This window comes from Paraburkholderia rhynchosiae, assembly GCF_002879865.1.
GTDB classification, from domain to species: Bacteria; Pseudomonadota; Gammaproteobacteria; order Burkholderiales; family Burkholderiaceae; genus Paraburkholderia; species Paraburkholderia rhynchosiae.
Window position 1 is genome coordinate 43,394 of record NZ_PNXY01000029.1, and the last position, 19,225, is coordinate 62,618.

17 protein-coding genes and 1 pseudogene are annotated in these 19,225 nt (G+C 59.1%); 5 read left to right on the plus strand and 13 right to left on the minus strand.

What is annotated here, in order from left to right; all coding sequences use genetic code 11:
* Positions 1–635: 635 nt before the first annotated feature.
* The 4 genes from C0Z16_RS29320 to C0Z16_RS29335 form a co-directional block, all read right to left on the minus strand.
* The gene (locus tag C0Z16_RS29320) at positions 636–1,364 is read right to left on the minus strand and encodes a TetR/AcrR family transcriptional regulator (protein WP_102635549.1); all 729 of its coding nucleotides are present in this window, start codon (positions 1,362–1,364) and stop codon (positions 636–638) included.
* Between the two features lie 569 nt (positions 1,365–1,933).
* Entirely contained in the window at positions 1,934–2,899 is a 966-nt protein-coding gene (locus C0Z16_RS29325; RefSeq protein WP_102635550.1) for an NAD-dependent epimerase/dehydratase family protein, read from the minus strand.
* Positions 2,900–2,923: 24 nt separating this feature from the next.
* On the minus strand, positions 2,924–4,540 hold the full coding sequence (locus C0Z16_RS29330) for a flavin-containing monooxygenase (RefSeq protein ID WP_102635551.1): 1,617 nt from the start codon (positions 4,538–4,540) through the stop codon (positions 2,924–2,926).
* A gap of 394 nt (positions 4,541–4,934) precedes the next feature.
* On the minus strand, positions 4,935–6,470 hold the full coding sequence (locus C0Z16_RS29335) for a class I adenylate-forming enzyme family protein (RefSeq protein ID WP_102635552.1): 1,536 nt from the start codon (positions 6,468–6,470) through the stop codon (positions 4,935–4,937).
* Positions 6,471–6,735: 265 nt separating this feature from the next.
* Here C0Z16_RS29335 and C0Z16_RS29340 point away from each other — a divergent pair, with 265 nt between their 5' ends.
* The 3 genes and pseudogenes from C0Z16_RS29340 to C0Z16_RS29350 all read left to right on the plus strand — a co-directional run.
* Entirely contained in the window at positions 6,736–7,413 is a 678-nt protein-coding gene (locus tag C0Z16_RS29340) for a nitroreductase (RefSeq protein ID WP_102635553.1), read from the plus strand.
* A 54-nt stretch (positions 7,414–7,467) separates the two neighbouring features.
* On the plus strand, positions 7,468–7,830 hold the full coding sequence (locus tag C0Z16_RS39015; RefSeq protein ID WP_244201399.1) for a Mu transposase domain-containing protein: 363 nt from the start codon (positions 7,468–7,470) through the stop codon (positions 7,828–7,830).
* A 348-nt stretch (positions 7,831–8,178) separates the two neighbouring features.
* Positions 8,179–8,349 (plus strand): annotated as a pseudogene (locus C0Z16_RS29350) (ATP-binding protein); the annotation flags it as partial.
* 293 nt (positions 8,350–8,642) lie between these two features.
* Here the strand turns inward: C0Z16_RS29350 and C0Z16_RS29355 are convergent.
* A complete protein-coding gene (locus C0Z16_RS29355) occupies positions 8,643–9,404 on the minus strand; it encodes an SDR family NAD(P)-dependent oxidoreductase (RefSeq protein WP_175130747.1) in 762 nt (253 codons plus the stop codon).
* 80 nt (positions 9,405–9,484) lie between these two features.
* Positions 9,485–10,603: an NADH:flavin oxidoreductase gene (locus C0Z16_RS29360; RefSeq protein ID WP_102635555.1), complete on the minus strand. Its 1,119-nt coding sequence runs from the start codon at positions 10,601–10,603 to the stop codon at positions 9,485–9,487.
* A gap of 100 nt (positions 10,604–10,703) precedes the next feature.
* Here C0Z16_RS29360 and C0Z16_RS29365 point away from each other — a divergent pair, with 100 nt between their 5' ends.
* Together C0Z16_RS29365 and C0Z16_RS29370 are read left to right on the plus strand one after the other, a co-directional pair.
* Positions 10,704–11,114: a winged helix-turn-helix transcriptional regulator gene (locus tag C0Z16_RS29365; RefSeq protein ID WP_102635556.1), complete on the plus strand. Its 411-nt coding sequence runs from the start codon at positions 10,704–10,706 to the stop codon at positions 11,112–11,114.
* Between the two features lie 139 nt (positions 11,115–11,253).
* On the plus strand, positions 11,254–11,619 hold the full coding sequence (locus C0Z16_RS29370; protein WP_208638648.1) for an aldehyde dehydrogenase family protein: 366 nt from the start codon (positions 11,254–11,256) through the stop codon (positions 11,617–11,619).
* A 60-nt stretch (positions 11,620–11,679) separates the two neighbouring features.
* Here the strand turns inward: C0Z16_RS29370 and C0Z16_RS29375 are convergent, their stop codons facing one another.
* From C0Z16_RS29375 to C0Z16_RS29405, 7 genes are all read right to left on the minus strand, one after another.
* Entirely contained in the window at positions 11,680–12,507 is an 828-nt protein-coding gene (locus tag C0Z16_RS29375) for an SDR family NAD(P)-dependent oxidoreductase (RefSeq protein WP_102635557.1), read from the minus strand.
* A 154-nt stretch (positions 12,508–12,661) separates the two neighbouring features.
* Positions 12,662–13,651: a branched-chain amino acid ABC transporter permease gene (locus C0Z16_RS29380; RefSeq protein ID WP_102635578.1), complete on the minus strand. Its 990-nt coding sequence runs from the start codon at positions 13,649–13,651 to the stop codon at positions 12,662–12,664.
* Positions 13,652–13,653: 2 nt separating this feature from the next.
* On the minus strand, positions 13,654–14,526 hold the full coding sequence (locus C0Z16_RS29385) for a branched-chain amino acid ABC transporter permease (RefSeq protein ID WP_102635558.1): 873 nt from the start codon (positions 14,524–14,526) through the stop codon (positions 13,654–13,656).
* A 2-nt stretch (positions 14,527–14,528) separates the two neighbouring features.
* Positions 14,529–15,245, minus strand: a complete 717-nt coding sequence (locus C0Z16_RS29390) for an ABC transporter ATP-binding protein (RefSeq protein ID WP_167403569.1) — start codon at positions 15,243–15,245, stop codon at positions 14,529–14,531.
* On the minus strand, positions 15,229–16,047 hold the full coding sequence (locus tag C0Z16_RS29395; protein ID WP_102635579.1) for an ABC transporter ATP-binding protein: 819 nt from the start codon (positions 16,045–16,047) through the stop codon (positions 15,229–15,231). Before C0Z16_RS29395 ends, C0Z16_RS29390 begins: the two co-directional genes overlap by 17 nt.
* A gap of 182 nt (positions 16,048–16,229) precedes the next feature.
* Complete coding sequence (locus C0Z16_RS29400) at positions 16,230–17,468, minus strand: ABC transporter substrate-binding protein (protein WP_102635560.1); 1,239 nt, start codon at positions 17,466–17,468, stop codon at positions 16,230–16,232.
* Positions 17,469–17,838: 370 nt separating this feature from the next.
* Positions 17,839–19,209: an MFS transporter gene (locus tag C0Z16_RS29405; protein WP_102635561.1), complete on the minus strand. Its 1,371-nt coding sequence runs from the start codon at positions 19,207–19,209 to the stop codon at positions 17,839–17,841.
* Positions 19,210–19,225 lie beyond the last annotated feature (16 nt).

A 19,225-nucleotide genomic window follows, 5' to 3' on the forward strand; every position in this document is an offset into this window, starting at 1 on the left:
TTGCATGCTTGCGCACGCAGTGCTCCTCATTGCGTACTACCGGACCGAGGTGACCGGCTGTGTCGGGAACGCGACCGAACGGACCGGACGATCAGGACTGGCGTTGCGCATGACATCAACCGCGCGAGCGATAGTCGCCGGCTTTTGCCGGGGAGAGCATGTCCGTGCGCCCGATGTACATGAACCTGGCTATGGCGGTCAGTTTCCGCGCTTCTCGGGCGTCGTCGTACATCGGCGTCGCCGCACGAGGCTAACAATCCACATAGTGGAAGCAGTAAGTGCGCTGTGAAGCGGTATGACGAGGATGCGGGTCGCGGCGTAGATAGCCGCTAGGGCGACTGGAGACTCGCCCCGCATCGCGTCGCGGCAGCGGCATGGTAGAAAGGCGTTTGCCAAGGAAGAAAAACAGGCTTTACATCGAATTTCCTCGAAACCTCCAAGGTCAGTCCGACTCTCGGGGGTCGGTTCAAATCCGGTGCGGTTCAACATGCGTCACGGCGTTGAATGACTTCCGCCCTGTAAAGGTCGCCGGACTCCGAAACATCAGAGACATCCATAGCTGAACGAGATGTGGTGCGTCGCATACGGCCTCCTGTACACCTCGAGAGTTCAAGCCCTAAGAACAGTTCATCGGCTCAGCCGCGGTCTGACTTCGTACGGCGCCGCACCGGATCGCGGCCAAGCTCCTTGGCTGCCGAAGGCAGGGCTGCGATCTGAGCGGCACCTCCTCTGACGCCATCTAAAACCAGTCGAGTCAATACCTCAATAGCAGTCGCGTCATCAATCAGTCGATCGGGAAAGTCACCGGCGCGCGCAGTCCAGTTGTAGCCGGTGTATTCGAGCATCGAACACAGCGCGGAGGCAATGAGTTCGCTATCGAGACCGGAGCAAAAGCCTTTCTGTTGAAGAAGTTTGATCATGCTTGACATGCCTCGTATGCCTTGTTGCCTCACACCGTGCCACGCGCGAGCGAACTCCCGGTTCGCCATGGACATCTGAAACGCTGCGGTCGCAACAGGCCAGTCATCGCGATAGATTTTCCAGAACGCCCCTAGCCGCTCTTTCAGGTGTTCAACAGGCTCCTCACTCATGTCCAAAGAGCGGTTTACTTCCGCCTTGAGGCGCGCGCGAAATTCGTCAAGCAGCTCGTGCAGCAGTGCTTCCTTGCTTGGATAGTATTTGTAGAACGCACCAGGAGAGCGGTTGACGCTCGCCATGATGTCGGCGATTTTCGCATTTGAAAATCCGTCTACTGCCAACGCGCGCTTCGCGGCAAGCTTGATGGCTTCTCGCGTCGTATTGCCTTTCGGCGTCCGACGGGTCGTCAACTCGATGAGTTCGTCCATAACCACAAAATCTTCCATAGTCTGCCGGCACTGAGCCGAATCTTCGTCAATGGCGGCTTACCGCTCCTCGACGGTTTTTCGACGTCACTCAGTATCGAGAAATCAGGCCACGCCGAGGCGCGCCCCTCCTCAACTTGAACGCCGAGTGAGTGTCAAAGCACCGCCCCGAGCCGCGTCGACCCGGAATTGCCGCTGGATCCCAACAAGCGTAATTCTAATTCGGATTCACTCTCGCCGGTGTCGAAACGGATACGTGCGCTTCGGCCAAGGCGTGCGCCTAGTCAGGACTGGCGGGGCAACTCTGGAGATGACCACCCAGAATCTATGGTTCACTGCTGGAGGTGCGGTGCTTCGATCCGTTAGTTCGGCAAAACAACTGCGCCTTTGGGCGCTTGATACGGTCAACTGCCGGCCGGATGCAAAGGCAATCGACGGTTGCGATGTAGAGGGATTCAGCCTCCCGCGCGAGCGCGAGGTCGCCAGCAGCGAGGCCGACTTCGCGGCGCCCGCAATGCCCGTGGCCGGCCACTGCGTGGGCCGGCGGCCCACTGATCTCATCGCCTTGCGCTGCCCTCGAGCACCAGAAATCAGACGTCGTGGGATTGCAGCCATTGCACATAATCAGCAATCCCGGTCGCAACCGACCATTGCGGTTCATAGCCGAGCGCACGCGCGCGCGTTATGTCCAAATAGCGTTGGTCGCTCGAAGGCCCATGAGGGTGCAGCGGCAACGGCGGTATCGCGCCTGGGAACAGCGCGTTGACTGCATCGGCGAATTCATCGAGCCTCGTGGTTTTGCCACTGCCCACGTTGTAGACCTTGTGCTCCGGTGTACTCGCCTGATGGACCAGCGCCATCCCGTAGGCATGGTCCTTTACATAGTTGAAGTCCCAAGCCATGTCCGCGCATGGCAAGCGCCCTTGGTCTGAAGTCAGATCCATGGGGACGCCGCGCACGGCGGCGTGAACCATCCGCGCGACGACATTGATCATCTTGTTGTAGAGCGGCCCGTATGTGCCGTCTATTCTCACGATCCGGATGTCGAGGTCCGTCTGGCGCTGAAAGATGGCGGCGATCGCCTCGAGCAACTTCTTGGGCCCGGCCTGAATGTAGTGATGATCCTTCTGTTCAGTGATGGCAATCGGGCCGGCCTCCCTATACGGATAGTGGTTTGCGTCCAGGCCCCAGTAGATGTCGCTGGAACTGGTAATCGTCAGCTGTCCGACGTTCATGATTCGACACGCTTCGATCACATTGAGCGCACAAGCCGTTCGTAAATGGACTTCACGCGCCGGCGACATCGATTTGGGGGCATACCCCGACGCGTCGAATACCTTACCGGGCTTGATACGGGCAATCGCATCGAAGACGTCGTAGCTGACGGTCAAATCGATTCGTTCCTGCTGCGGGGCCTCTCCGAAAAACTCCTTCAGTTCCGCAGGCGAGCGTTCACCTCTGGCCCCCGCAATCACAATTTCTTCGCCCCTCGCGGCAAGCTCCCGCGCAACATGCATCCCTATAAAGCCGGTACCGCCGAGAACAAGAGTTTTCATGCAGGGCTTCCTTTGATCCGTTATTCAGGCGAGCACGAAGCCGCGGTAAGCGGCATCGGCCACCTCGTTCAAAATCCTGCGGTAAGCCGGCACTCCGCCCACGTACGGCATGAAGATTCGGGGCTTGCCCGGGATATTGGCGCCGACGTACCACGAATTGCCGCGTGGGTAGAGGGTGCGATCGGCCACCTCGTTAACGTGGTGAACCCACTCATTCTCCGCATCGAGCTCGCAACCGACGTAGGCCCGATTGGTCTCACGCGCGTGTTGAATCAACCGAGTGACCCAATCGACATGCTCTTCGATGGAGTGCACGACATTGCTGAGCACCGATGGGCTCCCGGGCCCCGCGATAATGAACATGTTCGGAAAGCCCGCGCACGAGACTCCGAGGTAGGTACGCGGACCGTGCTGCCACTTTTCCCGCAGCGTCGCTCCTCCGATGCCGCGGATGTCGATGGCACTTAGCGCACCGGTCATCGCGTCGAAACCCGTCGCGAACACGAGGACATCCAGCTCATACTCTTGCGCGCTTGTACGCAGCCCCCGGTGGGTCACTTCCTCGATCGGCGCAGTCTTCACGTCGACGAGCGTAACGTTGGGCCGGTTGAATGTTTCGTAGTAGCCGGTGTCCACGCAAAGGCGCTTCGTTCCGAACCGCAGTTCCCTCTTGGGGCAAAGCAGTTCGGCCACGTTCGGGTCGCGCACAGTCGCACGGATCTTGGAGCGCACGAAGTCGGAGACGTACTCGTTGGCTTTTTCATTGACCAGCAAGTCATTGAATGCGCGCATCATCCGGAATCCGCCACCGGCACCGCGCCAGCGGAACTCAAACTCGCGCAGCCGCTCCTCGTCAGACACCTCCAGGGCCGATTTGTCGACTGCCTCGAGGTACAGGCCGTTGTTGGCTTCTCTCGCGCGGGCACGCCGCTCCCGGTAGTTCGCCTTGGCATGGCGAACGGCCTCGTCGTCGAGCGGTTCGTTCTGGGCCGGCACGCTGAAGTTGGCCGTCCGCTGGAAGACCGTCAAATGGTCAGCCTGCTCCGCGATCAACGGAATCATCTGTACACCGCTAGACCCCGTGCCTATCACCCCTACCCTCTTGCCAGCGAAATCCACACCCTCTTTCGGCCAATCGGCGCTGTGATACCAGGTGCCGGCGAAGCTGTCCAGGCCCTTCAAATTCGGGGCTTGCGCGATTGAAAGGCATCCAGTGGCCATAATACAGAATTGCGCGTCAAATGACTCGCCCGCGTCTGTCTCCAGGGTCCACCGCTTTGCCTGTTCGTCAAATACCGCCCGCTTCACACGCGTGCCAAACTCGATGTCCCGCCGCAAGTCAAATCGGTCGGCGACGTGGTGGATGTAACGCAAAATTTCCGGCTGTGTCGCGTAGCGCTCGCTCCAGGTCCATTCCTGCTCGAGCTCCCCGTCGAAGGAAAACGAGTAGTCGAGGCTTTCTACGTCGCACCTCGCGCCGGGATAGCGGTTCCAGTACCAGGTGCCGCCGACGTCATCGCCGGCCTCGATCACGCGGGCAGTCAGGCCCGCCTTGCGAGCACGGTGCAACTGGTAGAGGCCGGCGAAGCCAGCCCCGACGATGACGACATCAAGCGACTTTTGTAGATTTGATCCATTCATTCCAAGGTCTTCCGATCCAGGTTGACAAAGCAGTAGCGCGCTGCGATCGCACCCCAGGGAGTCGGGCGTTCGATGCCCCGCCTGCGCGGCGAGATCTTCTAGCAGCCGTCCCCGCGAGGCGCCTAAACACCTCTCCTGAAATCCTCCGATTTCCGTGCACGGGGCAAGTCCAGCGCGGCCCATTAACGTATTACAATGCATCGAGCACGCAAAGTAAATCGCTATTCACTTATCGGAAACCCGTACTCTTGGGGTGATTGGCAGACCTCATCGAACTGGCGCTTTATCAGAGGAACCTTCCCAAGCCCCTCGTTCACCACGAAAGAGTCACCGGTCCCTGGGTCGACCGCAGCAGAAGTCGATCGAGCCGCGCGCCATGCGGGCGGTTTTCCGGCTAACCAGCTCTGCTTTTTTCAGCCGCTAGCCACTCTTCCCGCAGTTGGTTCTTTTGAACTTTGCCGATACTTGAAAGGGGTAACGGGTCGCTGCGGACGTCGTAGCTCCGTGGGACTTTATAGCCTGCTATCTGTGCCCGGCAATGCCCGTCCAGTTCCGCGATACTCAAAGTCGCGCCAGGTTTCCGAACAACCACGGCATGAACCCGGTCTCCCCAGCGCTCATCGGGCAGACCGAGCACAGCGCAAGACTCAACCAAAGGGTGCGAGGCCAAAGCGTTCTCGACTTCGGCGCAATAGATGTTCTCGCCACCACTGATGATCATGTCCTTGATCCGATCGACGATGTACAGAAAACCGTCCTCGTCTAGATAGCCCGCGTCACCCGAACAGAGCCAACCGTCAACGAGCGTCTGGGCAGTCTTCTCGGGCGCTTTCCAATAACCGCGCATGATAGCCGGGCCGCGTAGCAGGATCTCCCCTGCTTCTCCCGGTTTGCTCGGGCGAGATTGATCGCTCCCGATACGGATCTCAAAGCCGGGCAACGCCTGCCCTGCCGACTTGAGCTTTCCCGCCTTGGGGCCGCTCAAAACATGCCGGTCGGGGGGCAAGCTACAAATGCCCCCGCATGCCTCGGTCATTCCATAGAACTGATTAATCCGCGCATTGGGAAAGGCCTGCAAAATTCGAGCAAGCAACGCCTGCGATACCGGAGCAGCACCGTACTGGATCGATTGAATTCGCGATAGAAGCTCGTCATCGCGCTCCGGCCCGTCAAGGACCATCGCAACCATCGTTGGGACGAGTTGAACGTGCGTGACACCATCGTCGCACAGGCGCCGATAGAAAAGCTCCGGCTTGAATTGCGATATGAAGCTGTGAGTGCCGCCGCCAAGCGTCACCGCCAGCCCATTTGCAAGGTCTCCCAAATGAAACATCGGCGTCGAATGGAGATAGACCGTGTCCTGGTTGTACCCGAGTTCGCGATGCAGACTCATCGCGGCGAAGCTGAAGTTCAGGTGCGTCAGCTCTACTCCCTTGGGCAGTCCGGTCGTCCCCCCTGTGTAGCAGATGCCGGCAAGCGAATTGAGATCACCGCAAGCATCCTCAGTACGTGGATGCTGGATCATCGCCGCATATCGCGCGTCGTCGAGGCGGATGAATTCTTTTAGAGACGGCACAACCTGAGCCATCTGCGCTCCGAACTCCTCGAACGACTCGTCGCTAAACAACAGCACGGAATCGGAGTGCTCCACGATGTGGCGAAGCTCCTCGAAGGCCAAACGCGTGTTGAGGGGAACGATCGCTCCGCCTGCCCACCAGATCGCCATCAGAAGTTCAAAATAGCGAGGCGAATTCCTCGCCAGCGTGGCTACCCGATCACCGCGCTGGAGTCCGGAAGATTGAAGGGCGCCTGCCAGTGCTGAGACTCGTCCCACCAGCTCCGGCCAAGTGCGCTGCTCCTCGCCACTGGAAATGGCAAGCCCTTTTGGACAAATGCTTGCCGCTCTGCGCAGCGCTGCCGTTGACATCATAAATGGCGCTCCATGGTCGTATAAACTAAGATTTCGGTCGTACTGGCGAGGCAAGCCTCATGGCCGAAGCCCCGCCGCTATCCGGAGCGGAAAAGGGTTTGCCGCAGGCTGTCCGCTTCCACAGAGAATTGTCTCACCGCGCCTCCTTAAAAGTAAATTCACAGTTACCTAGGAAAACCCTGGCATATTGGCGCCGTTGCTGGTTGCACTAACCCGAGTTTGTGTGTAAATTCGGATTTACTTCCAACAGCCAATCTTCACCGTCATGACCCGCCCGCATAACACACTTAACGATCTGATTTCCCGTCGACATACCTGCAGAGCTTTTCTGCCGACTCCGGTCGCGCGCAGCACGATCGAGTCCATCCTGGAGGCCGCGCAGCGTACACCTTCGTGGGGCAACGTTCAGCCCTGGCAGGTGGCCATCGTTTCGGGTGACGCTGCCGATGCGTTCCGAGAGGCGTACACCCGCTTCGCTCAAAAAAACGAGCCGATTGCGCCTGACTTTGAATTTCCGCAGTCCTATGAAGGTGTCTTGAAAGACCGCCGTCGGGAATGCGGCTGGCGGCTCTATGAAAGCGTGGGCGTCACAAAGGGCGATCGTGAAGGTTCGGCGCGTCAAACGCTGGAGAACTTCCGTTTTTTTGGCGCTCCGCACGTGGCGATCATCACGACCCATCGTTGTCTCGGCACGTACGGTGCCGTTGACGCCGGCGCCTACCTAGCGAACTTTATCCTTGCGGCACAGGATCTTGGAGTAGCCTCTGCCCCGCAAGCAGCCTTGGCCTCGTATCCGCAGTTCATACGTTCCCATTTAGGCATTTCCGACGATCGAAATGTGGTAGCGGGCATCTCCTTCGGGTACGAAGACACTGCTCACGCAGCGAACAACTTCAGGACGGAACGTGCTCCACTCGACGAAGTGGTGACCTGGATCGATTGACGCCGAAGAAAGCGGCTAAACGCAAAGACGTCGCCGCCAGATGGGCTCCTGGTCATGCTCTGCATCGATCAGCGCAAAACGCCCGGCGGCGCGATCAGTTCCGCGACGTGGGCGACGTGGGCGAGGTGCGCGATTGGAGTTAAACGTCGAGAACACAACACCGGCTCGCGTATTGCGCCCGAGCGGAGTTCACCCTGGGCGCGCGTGGAGGTCAAGCGCGACGCCCATGGGCCGTTCCAGCTTGTCTACCATTCCGTGCCGTTCCGACTAGCCGGTAGGGATCTGTGGCTCAAGGCAACCGCCACCATGGCGCGGCTTTACTGCGAACACGAACTGTCGGCACCGCATGTCCGGCAGACCGCGCGGGGAATGCGTACCACGGTGGCCAATTACAATGCGCCAGTCGCACAGGCCTGACAACCGCACGACACCCGATGGTGCCTCAGAGACGCGCAGCGTATGGGGTCGTCCTGCTACGAGCTGGTTCACGCGCTCTCAGACATGAGGTTCTCTTCGAGCTGCGCCCAGTAGAGGGAGCGCTCTACCAGTTCAGGGCGTCTCGTCGGGAGCGGGCCGTCGCGCGAACCATTTCGGCACGCCAAGCTATAAAGCCGTCAAGCTGACCCTGCAGAAAGGACTCAACCAGCGCTGGCTGTCGACCGAACCCGTTGAATCGGGCGCGACCACCTCCACCCACGGCGGCCGCTTCTGTCGCGATACCCAGCCCCTCCTGATCGATTGAACATGAATGCACTTCGCTAACTGATGCCTTCGCTGACGCACTTGCGACTACCCGGCATCCTCGACACGCTCGAAGCGCGCAACCGCGAAGCCATCGACCGCAAGCTCGCGTACACCGACTTCCTGACCTTGCTCATCCAAGACGAGATCGCACGGCGAGATCAACGCAAGCTCGACGCCCGGTGCCCGAGAGCAACAAATCAGCACTTGCGATAGGAGGTAAACGCAAGGATTCTTGACTTCCGTTCAAGCCAAAGGCAGGTAGTCGATCCGGCGTCAGAGCGCCCGTATAGTTCCCGCTCGACAAGGAATGCGGTCGCTATCGGGATCGGAGAAAGGGATACCGGCATCATTCGCGCAAAGTGCCGGCGCTCGCGGTGATGAGATCGCGGAACCGGGTTTTGCACGACCACTACCTCGTCGGACGGTTCAGCCCCGCGATCCAGTTCTCGACGCCGCCGGATTCTAGATAACGGGCGACACCGCGATCAGCGGGGAACTTGCCCGCCATCGACGGTGAAGGTTTGCCCCGTGATGAACGACGCTTGGGATGAGTTAAGGAAAAGCACCATACCAGACATCTCCTCAGGCTGCGCTGGGCGGGCGAGCGGGATAGTCTGCAACAATCTTTGACTGAACTCAGCGTCTTCCAACCAGCCTTGGGTCATGGCAGTGGCGACCAGGCCAGGAGCGATGGCATTCACGCGGATGCCCTGAGTGGCATAGTCGAGCGCGGCTGCCTTTGTAAGACCGATCACGCCATGCTTGGCGGCGACGTAGGAAGACGTGTTCCGGCCGGCGATCAGCCCGGCCACGGAGGCTGTGTTGACGATCGAGCCGCCGCCCGCCGTCAGCATGTGCGCGATCTGATATTTGAGGCAGAGAAACACGCCGCGCAAATCGATCGAGATGACCTTGTCGAAGTCCGCGACCGACATTTCGGCGAGGGGGGTGGCTGACGGCAGGATGCCGGCGTTGTTGAACGCGCAGTCGAGGCGGCCGTAGGTATCGACCGTGGCCTTAACGAGGGCTTCGACTGAAGCAGGATCGCTTACGTCGGTCCGCACAAACAAGGCCTCGCCGCCAGCCCGCTTGATCCGCGCCACGGTTTCGGTCGCGCCGTCGTTGACATCTCCGATTACTACCTTCGCGCCTTGGCCGGCGAATGCGTTCGCGGTCGCTTGTCCGATCCCGCTAGCGCCGCCGGTGATCAGCACAACTTTATCCGTGTAGTCCAAAAGGTTGGTCATTTCCGCCATCCATAGGGAAGTGTGGAGGTCCAATAGCGACGAGAACGGGTCGAAGAATGTTTCCGTCCTCGAACTCACCCTCAAATCAATTCAGCGAGCGCTGCCGGGTCGAACCCTTTCAGCGCACCGTATTCGCCATGTTCAACCCTTTTTACCCAGTTTGGGTCGTTGAGAATGGCCCTGCCAACGGCGATCAGATCGAACTCGTCGCGTTCCATTCGCTCGATAAGACGGTCTAGGCTCGCAGGGATCGACCCCTCACCGGCAAAGGCGGTAGCGAATTCCTTGTCGAGGCCAACCGACCCGACACTAATGGTCGGCGCGCCGGTCACCTTCTTGGCCCAGCCGGCGAAATTAAGGCCATTCTCGCCGTCGATCTCCGGAAACTCGGGCTCCCAGAAGCGACGCTGCGAGCAGTGCAGAATATCGACACCGGCATCGACGAGCGGCAAAAGCCAGTCCTCCATTGCTGCCGGCGTTTCCGCAAGCTTCACGGTGAGATCTTGCTGTTTCCACTGGCTGAACCGCATGATGATCGGATAGTCGGGACCCACCGCTTCGCGTACCGCGGCAACGATCTCGCCGGCGAAGCGTGATCGCTCTTTGATGGTCGGGCCGTTGTAGCGATCGTCACGCAGGTTGGTGCCGGACCAGAAGAACTGGTCGACGAGATAGCCGTGCGCGCCATGCAGTTCCACCGTGTCGAAGCCAAGCCGCTTGGCTTCGACGGCTGCCTTGGCGAACGCGGCAACCGTGTCGGCGATGTCCTCCTCGGTCATCGCGACGCCTCGAGGCTGGCCCGGCGCGATCAGTGCGGACGGGCTCTCGACCGGTGCGTCCGGCTCCCAGCCGTTGAGATACATGGTGGAGCCGGTATGCCAGAGCTGCGGCGCCATCTTGCCGCCGGCATCATGAACTGCGTCAATTACCTGCTTCCATCCGGCCAGGGCGGGCTCGCCGTGGAACAGCGGAATGCCGCCGTCATTGCGCGATGCCGGACGGTCAACTACCGTGCCTTCAGACAAAATAAGCCCTACGTGTCCTTCCGCCCTGCGCCGGTAATAGGCGACGTTGGCGTCGCCAGGCACGCCCTCGGGGGCAAAGAGCCTCGTCATCGGGGCCATGACGATCCGGTTCTTGAGTTTGAGGGAGCGGATTGAGAAGGGACGAAACAGGGTACTGGTATCGGCGTGAGACATTGAAGAGGCTCCGTTGCAAACAAAGGCCTTATGGTATATGTTTGATACCTGCCGTCAATTAGGCACCTGAAGTCGCCTAGGTCTATTCAAGGAAACCACGATGCCCGCTCCTGAACTGAAGTGCTTTTCGTCTGACTGCCCCAGCCGTGCGCTCTTCGACCAGATTGCGGACAAGTGGTCGATGATGGTGCTGGCCGTGCTAGACGACGGGCCGCAGCGTTTCAACGCCATCCGGCGACGCCTGGAAGGCGTCACGCAGAAGGCGCTTACTCAGAGTCTTCGCCGACTCGAGCGCAACGGCCTGATTTCAAGGACAGTCGTTTCACTGTCGCCGGTGGCGGTGCAGTATCAGATCACGCCACTTGGGCACACGTTACAGCCGCCATTGCGGGCACTGCATCACTGGACGCTCGTCAAGTTTTCCGAGGTCGAGGCCGCGCGTCAGGCGTTCGACGCCGCCGCGGGCGGGAGCGCGTTGGCCGAAGGATTGAACCATCGGCAGGTTGCTTAACGCGCGGCCACACGCTCTGTCGACCGAGCCTATGGCACCGGGTATCCTTAAGCCTACCAGCGTTACTGCAAGTGCCTAAGAGACGCCTAGGTCTACGCCATATACCTTGCCTCCTTCCGTGACGATGGAGAGCCCACTTATGCGCAACAACCTTCAGTTCTATATCAACGGATCATGGGTTGAGCCTGCCGGCAACACCGTGCTCGGCGTCATAAACCCAGCGGATGAACCTGTCGCTGGCAAAGTCGCAATCGGCGACGCCCACGATGTGGACCGAGCGGTGGCCGCAGTTCGAGCTGCGTTCGAAACGTTCTCGCTGACTTCCGTCGAGGCCGTCTTGCGCTGTTCGACCATATCATCGCCGCCTACCAGCGGCGCGCCGGGGATCTGGCCCAAGCCGTTTCGGAGGAGATGGGCGCGCCGCTTTGGCTTGCCGAGCAGTATCAGGTGCCTGTCGGCCGCGCAATCCCTCTGTGCAGCAAGAGCCAATTACGGATTGCAATGACCATCGTATAGGTCAAACCGAGGCGAGTCTCCGGCTGCGCCCGCGCCTCACCTCGCTGGGTTAGCGGGCGGTTATCCCGCCGTCATGAACAAATACTTGACCCGTGACATAGCTCGAGGCATCGCTCGCAAGGTAGATCACGAGGCCCACGAGGTCAGCCGGCCTACCTCTATAGCCCAGCGGCACTTCCTGCTCGACAAAGGCGTCCATCTGCGCGACAGCCGCGGCGCCGCCCGACGCGTCGCGCTCACGTCCGAGGCGCGTGCCACTATGCCAGCCCGGCGCGATCGCGTTCGCTCGCACTTGCTCGGCCGCGTACTCGATTGCGAGCTGTCGCGTGAAGCCAATCAGTCCGGCTTTCGATGCCGCATAGGGAATCGCGGTGACTGCGAAGCCTGGGTAGACGCCGACGGTGCCGAGATAGGAACTGACGTTCACCACTGAACCGCGACCGCTCTGAATCAACGCCGGCAGCAATGCCTGCGTAACCAGGAAGGCGCCGCGCAAGTTGATCGCGAAGACACGATCCCAGTCCTTCACCGGGACGTCGAGCAAACGCCCGGGCCGAGTTGCGATGCCAGCGTTGTTGATGAGCACGTCTAGCTTTCCGTCACACCAGGCAAGGACTTTTTCCGCCATCTGTGAAACGCCCGCTTCGTCGCCAAGATCGGCTACGACGTGGCAATCGTCGGCCCCTATGTGCTCGCAGGCCGCGAGTTCCTCCGCCTCGCGATCGACCCAAGCCACCGCTGCGCCAGATTGGGAAAGTGCTTCGGCAAAAACACGGCCCAGGCCGGATGCCGCACCGGTCACGACGACTTTCCTGCCGGCCAGGTCAAAGAGAGCGCCGGGCAGGCCGCTCTCTGGTGTGCGATCCGTCGGCATCATCGCGCAACGCCCTCACAGTCAGGACCAATCGATCCGCAGCGTGACATGCGGGATTGAGCGAATGCGACGCGGATTGCCGACGCTGCCAAACCGTCTGCTTTTGTCTTCTTCATGTCACTTTCTCCTTGTCTTCGTGCGACTGGGCGCACGGCCATTAACGCTGCGACCGCATCAGGCGATAGCGGTTGCCCACGGCCGCGATGCCACCCGGAAGAACATAGACAGAGACGATCAGCAGCACCCCATACACGACCCAAGGGGCCGACTTGGAAACGCTCTCCGAAAAAGCAGGGATCACCATAATGAAGACTGCACCTAAAGCGGCCCCCCACATCGTTCCGACACCTCCCACGACAATCCCGACCAGGAGAGTGATTGACAGAAACATGGAGAACGAGTCTGGAGCCACGAACTGCACCGCCAATGCTGAAAGGGCGCCACCGACGCCCGTATAAGCGGCGGACAATGCAAACGTCTTCGTTTTGACGCTCGTTATGTTAAGACCGGTTGCCTCGGCCGCCAGCGCATGGTCACGGATCGCGCGCATGGAGCGACCGGCAGCGCTCCGAAGGAGGTTGCTGGTCATCCAGAACACGATCGCGCAGATCAAAACCGCGTACAGAAAAAGCCACTGATCCTGCGACAAAGGCAATCCCAGTGGTACTCCCGGCTTAGTCACGGCAATGCCTTGAACACCGCCTGTCCATTGTTCGAGTAGGCGGCATTTCAAGAGCTGTGGAGTAGCCACGCCAAGGCCAAAAGTGGCCAACGCCAAGTAGATTCCATCCAGCCTGAGTGCTGGCCAGGCAAATATGTAACCAATGACCAGCGAGGTGATTCCGGCCAGCGGCACCACTAGCCAATACGGCAGACCAAATCGATCCATGAGAATCGCAACCGTGTAAGCACCCATGCCAAAAAAGGCTCCATGTCCCAACGAAATCTGCCCGTTATAGCCTGTAAGCAGATTCAGCCCGAGTAGAGAAACCGCATACGCCAGCAGCATCGTCGCTTGAAAAAGCTGGTACCCGTTACCACCAAACAGCACGCCCGCTGCGACCACGAGTAATCCTGCCCAGCAAAGGCGGAGGGGATTGCCGACGGCGCGCTGTGCGGTATCTACACGATCGAGGAAATTACTCATCATCAAACCCTCGCGACGACCCGGCGGCCGAACAGGCCGTCCGGAGCAAAAATCAGAACGACCACGATCAACAACAACGCTATCGATAGCTTGAGATCGGTTCCGACTACGTAGGTACCCAGCAGATTTTCCGCAATTCCGACCAGAAACCCTCCAACAACAGCGCCGGCGGGATTGCCGATCCCGCCTAACAAGGCGCCGGCGAATGCATAGAGAACCGCTCCCATCATCATGGAGGGGTCCAGGAAAACCATCGGCGCCACCATTAGGCCCGATACAGCGCCAATCGCTCCGGCGAGGCCCCACCCTAGCATTAGCATCTTGCCTACCGAAATGCCGACTAACTGAGAGGAAACGCGATTCTGCGCAACCGCCCGCATTTTCAATCCGAGGCTCGTTCGGTAAAAAAAGACGAATAATAAGGCGACCAGGAAGAATGTCAGCGCAATCGAGCCGGCCTGATCGGCCGACAACAGCTGTGGGAATCCCCACGGCACGTTGGCAAACAGACTTGGGAAGTCGTGGCTGTCATAGCCGAACAGCAAGCCGGCCAGGCCGTGGAAGGTGACCAGCAGGCCGATGAATACCACCACCATGGACAGGTCCGGGGCGTCGCGAAGAGGTCGAATAACGACCAGCTCCAACACCGCCCCCATGATGAAGGAAGCTGCGATAGTCACGAGGAACGCGGCCCAGTACGGAAGGCCGGCCTGGATCAATACCCATGCGAGATACGTCGAGAACATCGCCATTTCCCCCTGAGCGAAATTCACGTGATGGGTCGCCTGATAGATCACCGCAAGCGCGAGCGCCACGATCGCATAGATGCTGCCTGTGCCTACGCCAGCGAGAAGCTGTTGGCCAAATGCTTCCATTCTCAGTCCCCCAGATAGGCTTGACGGATGCGCTCGTTCTTACGCAGGTCGTCCGCTTTGCCGCTCATGACGATGCGGCCTTGTTCAATCAGGTATGCGCGGTGCGCTAGATCCAGCGCGATGTTGGCGTTCTGTTCGATCAACAAGATCGCCATGCCCTCCTCCCTGTTGATCCGCCGCATGATGTTGAAGATGTCCCGAACGACCAGAGGAGCCAGGCCGAACGAGGGTTCATCCAGCATCAGCAGTTTGGGACGCCCCATTAGCGCCCGCCCAATCGCCAGCATTTGCTGCTCGCCGCCGGAGAGTGTGCCGGCCTGCTGCTTACGGCGCTCGCGAAGGCGCGGAAAGTAGCCGTACATCCTCTCGATATCGGAAGCGATGGCCCGCGCCCCGCCCCGGGAACTTGCTCCAAGTAGCAGGTTTTCTTCGGTGGTCAACCCAAGGAAGGTCCCTCGTCCATCTGGAACATGAGCCACTCCTGCCCTTGCGATTCGCTCGGTTGTATAGCCATCAATTCTTTGCCCGCCAAAAGTCACCGTGCCTTCGGTCTTCACCATCAACTGGCACAGGGCACGCAAGGTGGTTGTTTTGCCCGCTCCATTGGCACCGAGCAAAGCGCAGATTTCGCCGTTATCCACATGAAGGTCAACACCATGCAGCACGCTTGTTGAGCCGTACCTAGCCGCGAGCTGATCTACGTCAAGCAACATAGGAATGCTCCGCTGATTTGCCCAGGTAGGCCTCGATAACCCGACCATCATTGCGTACCGCTTCCGGCGTGCCTTCTGCAATCTTGCGGCCAAAATTCAGCGCCACCACCTTGTCGGAAATTGACATCACCAGGCCCATGTGATGTTCCACAAGCAGCACTGCGAGCTTGAACCGCTGCCGTACATCTTGCAGGAGCCTCCCCAGCGCCTCGACTTCCTCGTGATTCAGACCGCACGCGGGCTCATCAAGCAGAAGTAAGCGTGGGCGCGATATAAGGGCCCTCGCCATCTCCACTCTCTTCTGTGTGCCAAAGGGCAGCTCCGACACGGTGCGCTCCGCGATGGCCGTCAACCCCAGGTTATCAATAACCTCCTGCACGCGCTGCTGATGCTCTTTTTCGACAATGCGCTCAGAGCGAAACCGCCAAGCGCTTGCTAGAAAACGCGGTTGCACGCGGCCATGCACGCCGAGCAGGACGTTCTCACGCACAGACATGGACTTAAAGAGCGCAAGGTTCTGGAACGTGCGACCTATGCCCATGTGCGCGATCTCGTGTTTGGGCCTCGAAAGTGTCGACATGCCGCTGACTTCGATGCTCCCCTCGTTGCAGTCATACAGTCTCGACAAGCAGTTAAATAAGGTGCTCTTGCCTGCGCCATTCGGCCCGATGAGCCCGCAAATTTGTCCGGCTTCGACGTCGAAGGAGACTTTGTCGAGGGCGACGACACCTCCGAATCGGACGCTGACATCACGGATGCGTAGAAGAGGAACGCAAGACGCAATCGTCGCCGTGTCTTTAGCGTGCATCGCCGCCCCTGCAAGAACGCTTGGTGCTTTGGCGGATATCTCCGTCGCGTTCGACTGTGACTCGGTCGTGATCATTCATCTATCGGGCTTTGGTTGAGATTTGACTGGGGTCCTGCCAGAACCGATCGCGTGGTCCTCGCCTCAATGCCTGGATCCCGTAAGAACCCATACGCGGCGGCACTTCAATTCGAAAGAAGCGCGCCCTGCGGCACCCATTTCGTCCCATCAAAGCGGACGATTTGAAATTGCTTGATGGGATCGCGATCAGTGTCGCTGATGTTCACGGTGATCCCCGGCAGCAAGAAGGGACTGGCTACTTTGCTCAAACTGGTCGCCTGCTTGATGAGGTTGGCACGGGTGAGGTCGTCGCCGGCTTGCTGGATAATTCTCGCAAGAAGCGAGGCATCAAAATAGGCGATGGCCGCATTTCTCGACCGCGGATTCACGTCCGGCACATACTTCTTCATAAACTCGACGAATTCCACCATGCTCGGTTCGTTGGAATAGGCAGGATCGCTGGGCTCCTTGAAGTAACTGGCAGTGATAATCCCTGTGGACTTTTCGAGGCCAACAGGTTTCAGTACGGCTTCGATCGATGCCCAGGGCGAGTTAAGGATCTGCAACGGCCTCCAGCCGATTTCGTACGCCCTGCGGATAGACAGGCTTGTTGCGCGTCCCGTGGTGAAGTTCATAAAGACGTTAGCGCCGGATGCCTTTAGCGAAATCAATTGAGAGTCGAGCGTTGGATCCGTGGGCTCGTAGCTCATTTCTTTTACGATCAGTGAGGCGGCTTTGGCACCCATGCCCGCTTTCACGCCTTTGACGAAATCCCTGCCGAAATCGTCGTTTTGATAGAGGATTCCAACCTTCGGAGCTTGCAACGAGGAAGCTGGGTCTGCGGCCATTTGAGCAAGGTAGCGCCCATAGATGGCACCCTCCCGTTGGTACGCGGGCAATGCGGCAGTTGTCCAAGGCCACATCTTGGCGTCAACGAATCGAGAGCCTCCGCTCGTCACGAGAATCTGAGGCACCTTGGCAGCGTTGAGGTAACGCTGAGTTGCCGCATTGGTCGGCGACCCAAACGGCAGAGCGACGAAGAGAACGCCATCCTCCTCTACCAGCTTTCTCGTCTGCTCCATGGTTCGCGGCGGGCTGTAGCCATCGTCCAACGTGATAAAGCGGATTTTCCGGCCGTTGATACCGCCTTTCTCGTTCAGGCGCTCAAAATACGCGGCCTGCACTTTCGTTTGGTAGGCCTCCGATGCGACCGGGCCGCTGAGGGCCCACGTCTGCCCGATCTTGATTTCGGTGTCGCTCGCACCTCTGTCATAGCGTTTCTCTGCCATGGCATGGGAGCTGAGCAGTGCCGCTACCAACGCGGCAGTCAAAGTCCGTAAGCAACCGTTGTTTGTAAAATGCATGTCTGTCTCCTTATTGACGGCAAGCTTCGCCGGCGGTCGGCGCCGCCTTGAACCAAGTCATATGCGATTGACTAAAGTAAGCCACGCTTAAGCCAAAAAGTAAATCACGCCTTACATAGCATTTACCCCGTGTTAATCTTGTGCTCCGCGCGCAACCAGCATCGTAACGGCGATTCACTTATTGCAGGGCGCACTGCCGTCTTGCGCACGGGCTCTTGGGTTACGCAACCGGAGCGGGGACCGGGCGGCTTGCACGTGCCCATGCAACGTTTATCGCAAACGCGGCCCACGGTTTCACCGCAGTTGGCACAGGCCGTTCGCAACCACGTGGCCGGGAACGGTCTGAGACGGGGAGATCTAATTGAGCCTTTTATCCGGGACTGATTTCTTGTGTCATTGCTGGTTGAACCTCGGACCTACCTAGCATAGAAACCGCCACCGCGGCGAGCGCAAAGGGAATGGCAAAAACAATGTAGAGAGCGAGACTGCCACTCCCGGTGTCGAGCAGCACTCCAGCGGCAAACGGGGAGATCATGGCACCGACGCGTCCCATCCCAAGAGCCCATCCCACTCCTGTCCCCCTTGTTTGAGTCTCATACGCAGTCGGTGCTAGCGAATAAATTCCTGCCAGCGCCCCAAACGAAAGCAAGCCCACCGCAGCGGCAAGCGGCAGAACGAGCGCAGGGTTTGTCATACCCATTCCGAATAGGACCGTCGCGATAGCGGTTATTCCAAACAGAAAGACCGTGAGCTTCCTCAGATTAAAAAATGGAGCGAAGACACTGAATGCCAGACTTCCCACGATTCCCCCGACGTTCAACGCAACGCCTGCGTGGACTGCCACGGATTGCGTCGACGTCGACGCGGCCAAGAGCTTGGGTGTCCAGCTAAGAAGAAAGTAAAGGCCCATTAAATGCAGAAAAAACGCGGTCCAGATAAGGAGAGTTCTAGTGCGGTAGTTCCGATCCAGCAATCGCCCGACGCTTGACGTGCTTTTCATCACTGTTGCAACGCGTGGAGGAAGCTGCGATATCTCATGGCACTTCATACGGCGCAGAATGCGGTTAAGCTGACGGAGCGCATTTTTTGGTCTTCGGAACAGCAGGAAATCCACCGATTCCGGCAAGAGCGCGGTAGCCAATACAAGCATGAAAGCTGACAAGCAGGTCCCCGCAAGAAAACTGGATCGCCAGCCGAAGGTTTCCAGCAACCACCGCGCCACAAGGCCGCCGGCCATCGCACCGACTGAGTAACCGACGCCAAGAAGGCTAATTGCGCTACTCCTGTGCCGATCCGACGCGTATTCCGCCACCAGCACGGCGGTGCTTGAAAGCAACCCTCCCACGCCGATTCCAGTGAGCGCACGCGTCATCAAAAAAATCTTCAACGTCGGCGCGAGCCCGGAAAAGACCATCCCGACTGTAACGAGCATCAGCGAGCCGATGACGAGTGGACGGCGCCCGAACCGGTCGGACCAGGGCGAGAGCACGACGGTGCCGATCAAGATGCCGAACAAGCCCGCGCTGAACGCCATGCCAAGCTGGCTGCCGGACAATGACCACGCCTTCGCAACAGCCGGAGCGGCGAAGGACATCACCAATATGTCGTATCCGTCGACGGCATTGACGAGGACACATATTAGAACGACGATGGCCTGAAAACGACCGACGCGTCCTGTCGAGATCGGGACCGCAATTCCGTTTCTTATATCCCCCACAGGTCTTCCATCTATGCTTGGCATTATTTGTCTCCATTAT